At 62.6% G+C, this 7,119-nt stretch carries 5 protein-coding genes; 4 read left to right on the top strand and 1 reads right to left on the bottom strand.

Going from position 1 to position 7,119, the window contains the following annotated elements; genetic code table 11:
• The 4 genes from BEN49_RS08970 to BEN49_RS08955 all read left to right on the top strand — a co-directional run.
• On the top strand, positions 1-1,234 hold a 1,234-nt coding region (locus BEN49_RS08970), incomplete at its 5' end, for a TolC family protein (protein WP_070742690.1).
• Positions 1,235-1,411: 177 nt separating this feature from the next.
• Complete coding sequence (locus tag BEN49_RS08965) at positions 1,412-2,506, top strand: efflux RND transporter periplasmic adaptor subunit (RefSeq protein ID WP_070742689.1); 1,095 nt, start codon at positions 1,412-1,414, stop codon at positions 2,504-2,506.
• A gap of 146 nt (positions 2,507-2,652) precedes the next feature.
• Entirely contained in the window at positions 2,653-5,802 is a 3,150-nt protein-coding gene (locus tag BEN49_RS08960; protein WP_070742688.1) for an efflux RND transporter permease subunit, read from the top strand.
• Between the two features lie 158 nt (positions 5,803-5,960).
• Complete coding sequence (locus BEN49_RS08955) at positions 5,961-6,422, top strand: BLUF domain-containing protein (protein WP_070742687.1); 462 nt, start codon at positions 5,961-5,963, stop codon at positions 6,420-6,422.
• A 13-nt stretch (positions 6,423-6,435) separates the two neighbouring features.
• Here BEN49_RS08955 and BEN49_RS08950 read toward each other — a convergent pair whose 3' ends face one another.
• The gene (locus BEN49_RS08950; protein ID WP_125916660.1) at positions 6,436-6,981 is read right to left on the bottom strand and encodes a hypothetical protein; all 546 of its coding nucleotides are present in this window, start codon (positions 6,979-6,981) and stop codon (positions 6,436-6,438) included.
• Positions 6,982-7,119: the final 138 nt, after the last annotated feature.

Raw genomic sequence — 7,119 nt, 5'->3', positions numbered from 1 at the left:
CCCCGCGCCCGGGGCCCCCACCACGGCCGTGGACACGGTGCAACTGACGCTGGCGCAGGCCGAGCAGCGCTTCGTGCAAGGCAACTTGCAGCTGCTGGCCCAGCGCTTCAACGTTACGGCCGCCCAGGCCCAGATCTTGCAAGCTCGGCTCTGGGACAACCCCGTGGTGAGCATTGAGCAGAACATCCACAACCCCCAAACGGGCCGCACCTTCGACGTGACCCGCACCGGCGAGAGTATTGTGCAGGTGCAGCAGCTCGTTGCCATTGCCGGGCGCCGCCGCGCCGCCGCCAACGTGGCCCAGGCAGCCGCCCTCGTCGAGCAGTACAACTTGCAGGACCTGCTGCGCACGCTGCGCTTCCAGCTGCGCACCGCCTACTACGACCTGTATTATAAGCAGCGCACGCTGGCCGTGTACGACACCGAAATCACGTCGTTCCAGCGCATCATTCCCGCCTACCAGCAGCAGTACGAGAAGGGCAACATCGCCCAGAAAGAGGTCGTCCGCCTCAAGGCCTTTTTGTTTGTGCTCCAGAACCAGCGCCAGCAGCTGTTTGTGGACATGGCCCCAAACCTGAGCGACTTGCGGGTGCTGACGCGCGACACCTCGGGGGCCTACCTCGTGCCCCAGGTGAGCCTGCCCCGCACCCGCGACCTGAGCCTGGGGCCCTACGCCATGCAGCAGCTCGTGGACTCGGCCCAAGTGCTGCGCGGCGACCTGCTGGCCCGCACCGCCTACTTGCAGCAGCAGGGCAACAACCTGCGCTACCAGCACGCCCTGGGGGCCCCCGACCTGCTGGTGGGCTACACCTACGACCGCGCCGGCTCCTACATCCAGAACTACAACGCCCTGACGCTGGGCGTGGCCGTGCCCGTGTTCAACCGCAACCAGGGCAACATCCGCACCGCCGAGGCCCTCATCCAGGGCGGCAAGGCCCAGCTCGGCCAGGCCCGCCTGGTGGTGCAGAACGAGGTGCAGCAGAACTACCAGCTCGTGGGCCTCATCGACGCCCAGTTCCGGGAGGCCGACCGCGACACCTCGCCCTTCGACCGCATCATCGGCGGCATCGAGCAGGCCTACGCCCGGCGCCTGATCGGCCTGGTCGAGTTCCTGGACTACTACCAGTCCTACAACGACAACTTGGTGCAGCTCAACCAGCTGCGGGCCAGCCGCATGCGCGCCTTCGAGCAGCTCAATGCCGCCGTGGGCCGCCCGGTGTTCCGGGCCGAGTAGCCTTTTTCTTAGCTATTAGTTGTTGGCTGTTAGCTGCTAGCTTTTTCGCGCCGGCCGATGGCTGGGGCCCTAAAACGAGCCTCGTCAGCAACAGCAATTTCTTGTTCAATTATCCGCATCACCTAAAAGCTAACAGCTAGCAACCAACAACTAATAGCCAACAGCTTAGATATCCTAATGAACCGTATTTCCCTACTGGCCCCGGCCCTGCTGCTGGGCACGCTGAGCGCCTGCTCCTCGGCCGAAAAGAAAGCCCCTGAAACGGCCGCCGCGCCGGCCTTCCACCTCACCGACGAGGTGATGAAGGAGCTGCGCATCGACACGGTGAAGGAGCGCCCCATGCTGAACGAGCTGAGCCTGACCGGCCAGATTGCGCCCGACGAAGACCACACGGCCAAGATTTTCCCGCTGGTGGGCGGCGTGGTGGAAAAGGTAGACGTGGAGCTCGGCGACTACGTGCACCAGGGCCAGCAGCTGGCCATTATCCGCTCGGGCGAGATTGCCGACCTGCAAAACCAGGGCACCGCCGCCGGCTCCGACCTGGCCATTGCCCGCAAAAACGTGGACGTGGCCCAGGACATGTTCAAGGCCGGCCTGAGCTCGGAGCGCGACGTGCTGCTGGCCCGCAGCGAGTTGCAAAAGGCCCAGGGCACGGCCGGCAAAAGCCGCAAGCAGCTCGCCATCTACGGCGTGACGCCCGACGGCAAGTACTCGCTGAAGTCGCCAATCTCGGGCTTCATCACCGACAAGAACGTGACCACCTCGATGCAGTTCAACAACAGCAACGTGGAGAACCTCTTCACGGTGAGCGACCTGGACGACGTGTGGATTCTGGCCAACGTGTTCCAGTCCGACATTTCGAAGGTGCAGCCCGGGTTCACGGCCGATGTGACGACGCTGGCTTACCCCGGCCGCCACTTCACGGGCCATATCGACAAGGTGTTCAACATATTGGACCCCGACAGCAAGGTGATGAAGGTGCGCGTGAAGCTGCGCAACCCCGGCTACCTGCTTAAGCCCGAGATGTACGCCCAGATTAAGGTGCAGAACGCGGCCGGCGGCACCATGATGGCCGTGCCCGCCGGCGCCGTGGTGTTCGACAAGGACCGCACGTTCGTGATGGTGTACAAGGACCGCGACCACGTGGAAACCCGCCCCGTGACGATTGCCAGCACCGTGGGCGACGTCAGCTACGTGGCCAAGGGCCTGAAGGACGGCGAGCGGTTCATCTCCCAAAACCAGCTGCTGATTTACGACGAGCTGAACGACTAGTTTTTTCCAGCTTTTAGCTGATGCCTATCGGCTGTTGGCTTACAGGAAAACCATGTAAAAGGCCTGTTTCCCAACGCAAAAAACAGCAAGCAGGGCCCCATCAAAAAGCTAACAGCCAGCAGCTAATAGCCAACCGCTACCATCAAATGAACAAGTTCATCCAAGGCATTATTGCCTTTTCACTTAAGAACCGGGGCTTCGTGTTCCTGATGACCATTCTGGCGGTCGTCGCGGGGGCCATTAGCTACCGGAACACGCCGATTGAGGCGTTTCCGGACGTGACGAACACCGAAATCACCATCATCACGCAGTGGCCCGGCCGCTCGGCCGAGGAGATTGAAAAGTTCGTGACGGTGCCCATCGAAATTGCCCTCAACCCGGTGCAGAAAAAGGCGTCGGTGCGCTCCACTACGCTCTTCGGGCTGTCGGTGGTGAAGGTCATTTTCGACGACGGCGTGGACGACGCCTTCGCCCGCCCGCAGGTGAACAACCTGCTGCGCGAGGTGGACCTGCCCGACGGCATCCAGCCCGACGTGCAGCCGCCCTACGGCCCCACGGGCGAGATTTACCGCTACACCCTGGAGGGCAAGGACCAGACCATCCGGCAGCTGAAAACGCTGCAAGACTGGGTGCTCGACCGCCAGCTGAAATCGGTGCCCGGCGTGGCCGACGTGAACAGCTTCGGCGGCGAGGCCAAGGAGTACGAGGTGAGCGTGAACCCGGGCGAGCTGCAGGACTTCGGCATCACGCCGCTCGACGTGTACCAGGCCGTGCAGCGCTCGAACGTGAACGTGGGCGGCGACGTCATCAACTCGGGCCAGCAGAACTACGTGGTGCGCGGCATTGGCCTGCTCAACAACATCGACGACATCAACAACACGGTCATTAAGAACGTGAACGGCACGCCCATCCTCATCAAGGACGTGGCCATCGTGCACGAGTCGGCCCTGCCGCGCCTGGGCCAGGTGGGCCGCAACTACGAGAACGACAAGCTGGAGGGCATCGTGGTGATGCGCAAGGGCGAAAATCCCTCGGAAGTCATTGCCCGCCTCAAGGACAAAGTGGAGGAGCTGAACACCAAGATTTTGCCGCCCGGCGTGCAAATCAAGACCTTCTACGACCGCCAGCAGCTGATTGACTTCTCGACGGAAACCGTGATTCATAACCTGCTGGAGGGCATCATTCTGGTGACGCTCATCGTGCTGGTGTTCATGGCCGACTGGCGCACGACGGTGATTGTGAGCATCATCATCCCGCTGGCGCTGCTGTTTGCCTTCATCTGCCTGCGTCTGCGCGGCATGAGCGCCAACCTGCTCAGCATGGGCGCCATCGACTTCGGCATCATCATCGACGGGGCCGTGGTGATGGTGGAAGGGCTCTTCGTGGCCCTCGACCACAAGGCGCACGAGGTGGGCATGGAGCGCTTCAACAAGCTCGCCAAGCTGGGCCTGATTAAGAAGTCGGGGCGCGACATGGGCAAGTCCATCTTCTTCGCCAAGGCCATCATCATCACGGCGCTGCTGCCCATTTTCTCCTTCGAGAAAGTGGAGGGCAAGGTGTTCTCGCCCCTAGCCTGGACGCTGGGTTTCGCCCTGCTGGGGGCCCTGATTTTCACGCTCACGCTGGTGCCGGTGCTCGCCTCGCTGCTGCTGAACAAGAACGTGCGCGAGAAGGACAACTTCTTCGTGCGCGCCATCAACAACGGGGCCCAGCGCTTTTTGGCCTTCACCTACGCCCGCAAAACCATCAGCCTGGTGGTGGCCTCGGTGGCGGTGGTGCTGGGCCTGGGGGCCTTCCACTTCCTAGGCTCGGAGTTTCTGCCGGAGCTGAACGAGGGCTCGATTTACGTGCGCGCCCAGCTGCCGCTGAGCATCAACTTGCAGCAGTCCAACCGGCTGTGCAACGAGATGCGGCGCGTATTTCTGAGCTTCCCGGAGGTGGGCGACGTGGTGAGCCAGACCGGCCGCCCCAACGACGGCACCGACCCCACGGGCTTCTACAACAACGAGTTCCTGGTGCAGCTCAAGCACACCGACGCGGTGAACAAGGAGATGAAGAGCAAGGCCAACCGCGAGGCCCTCATTGCGCACATGCAGGAGAAGCTGAACCGCTTCCCGGGCGTGGACTTCAACTTCTCGCAGCCCATTACCGACAACGTGGAGGAAGCCGCCTCAGGCGTGAAGGGCAGCATTGCCGTAAAGATTTACGGCCAAGACTTGAAAACGCTGGAGGCCAACGCCCGCCAGGTATATGGCATCTTGAAAAAGGTGGACGGCATCGGCGACCTGGGCCTGCTGCGCAACATTGGCCAACCGGAGCTGCACGTGGAGCTCGACGAGCAGCGCATGGCCGCCTACGGCGTGAGCAAGGCCGACGCCCAATCGGTGCTCGAAACGGCCATCGGGGGCAAGGAAGCCTCGCAGCTGTACGAGGGCGAGCGCAAATTTCCGATTCGGGTGCGCTACGAGGAGAACTTCCGCCAGACGCCCGAGGAAATTGCCCGCCTGATGGTGCCCACCCAGAGCGGCAAAACCATCCCGATTACTGAAATTGCCACCATCAGCAGCGTGACGGGCCCCAGCCTGATTTACCGCGACGACAACAAGCGCTTCGCCGCCGTGAAGTTCAGCATCCGGGGCCGCGACATGGGCAGCACCATTGAGGAAGCCCAGCGCAAAGTAGATGCCGTGGTGAAGCTGCCCAAGGGCTACAGCATGCGCTGGACCGGCGACTTTGAGAACCAAAAGCGGGCCCAGCAGCGCCTCACGCAGGTGGTGCCGGTGTCGCTGGCCCTCATTTTCTTCATCCTGTTCATCCTGTTCGGCAACCTGAAAGACGCGGGCCTGGTACTGCTCAACGTGCCGTTTGCCATCATCGGCGGCATCGCGGCGCTGCTCATCACGCACACCAACTTCTCGATTTCGGCCGGCATCGGCTTCATCGCGCTGTTCGGCATCTGCATCCAGAACGGCGTGATCCTCATCTCCGTCTTCAAGCAAAACCTGGTGAAGAAAATGACGCTCGACGACAGCATCCGCGAGGGCGTGGCCAGCCGCGTGCGCCCCGTGGTGATGACGGCCCTCATGGCCACCATCGGCCTGATGCCGGCCGCCATCAGCACCGGCATCGGCTCGGAAACCTCCAAGCCGCTGGCCATCGTCGTGATTGGGGGCCTCATCACGGGCACCGTCCTCACGCTGTTCATCTTCCCGCTGGTGTTCGAGCGCTTCTACCGGGCCGAGCACACCAAGTACGTGCCCCTGGCCGAGGGCCCCGCCGAGCTGGTGGCCCACTAGGGCCCCGGGCGGCGCCGCACCGGAGCGGGCAGCCGGCTTGCGCCAGCTGCCCGCTCTTTTTGTTGCCGGGCCAGTGCCAGCGGCGATTTTTACCCCAGGGGCCCCAGCAGACCCCGGGGCCCCAGCACCTTTTTGGCCGGGGCCCGTACTAGGGACCGATGAATTTGTACTACCTGATGTACCAGAGCCAGGCGGAGCGCCCGTTCACCACGGCCCAATTGGCCGCGGCGTTGCAGCGCTGGCGGCCGGCTAACGAGGCTGTCCGCATCAGTGGCATGCTGCTTTGTACCGACGATGGCCGGTTTTTGCAGGTGATTGAGGGCGGGGAAGCCGCCGTGCGCCACCTGTACTACGATAAAATTGCCTGCGACCCGCGCCACGGCCACTGCGAAATATTGGGCGAGGGTCCCATCAACCGGCGCAGCTTCCCCGACTGGGGCATGGGTTTCCGCCCGGCAAACGACGTTGACCTTCAGCAGATTGTAGGCTACCTTGATACCGCCAACGGCCGCTTCCTGCTACCCCGGGCCCACACCATGCCCACGGATATGCTGCTGATGCTGCTGCGCTTCGTGGCCGAGTACGACCACACCCCCGGGCAGCCAGCGCCGCTGGATTAGGGCCCCCAGCAGCTTACTTCCTGGGCGGGTCAATGAAGTTCTGGAAGTTGTAGGCCACGCCCAACGTCAGGCCCTGGCTGTGCTGGGTGCCGCTGTCCTGGTCGTAGTCATAAAGGGCCGTGCCGTTGAGCGATACGTTCACGAAGCGCGCCACCTTGGCCGTAAGCGTGAGGTAGAGGCGGTGGTCAATGCGCTTGGGGTCCAGCGTGTCGTAGTTGGCAAGCAGCACGTAGCGCGCCTTCAGGTTGAGGTTAGCGCTCAGGTTGCGGTCGAGTTCGGTCAGCACATAGGCAGCCAGAATCTCCCAGCGCGTGCTATGGCCAGGGTTCACGCCGCAGGGCGTGGCCCCCAGCGCCGGCACGAACCACTCGACACGGCCCACCACCGTGAGGCGCGGCGCAAACGGCGATAAGCGCACATGAAACGTGGGGTTGGGGTGGTACTCAAACCCGTAGGCTACGGTAAAAAATGCAGGCGCGAACAGGTCCGATACCTGCTGCACGCCGCCGTCGTCGTAGCGGTAGCCGGTGGCAAACTGCGAGAGCAAGTTCAGCGACACGAACATATCCCACTTCGTACTCAGGGCCCGGCCATACTTAGAAGCTATCCAAATAGGTTGTAATTTGGGGTCATGGCTACAGTTCAAGAATTTACCATTTCCGACACCTTATGGGAGCGGCTTTCCCCGCTCTTGCCG

The sequence above is a fragment of the Hymenobacter coccineus genome, assembly GCF_001816125.1.
GTDB lineage: Bacteria > Bacteroidota > Bacteroidia > Cytophagales > Hymenobacteraceae > Hymenobacter > Hymenobacter coccineus.
Note: the sequence above shows the minus strand (reverse complement) of the source record. Positions and strands in the feature narration are given on the sequence as shown.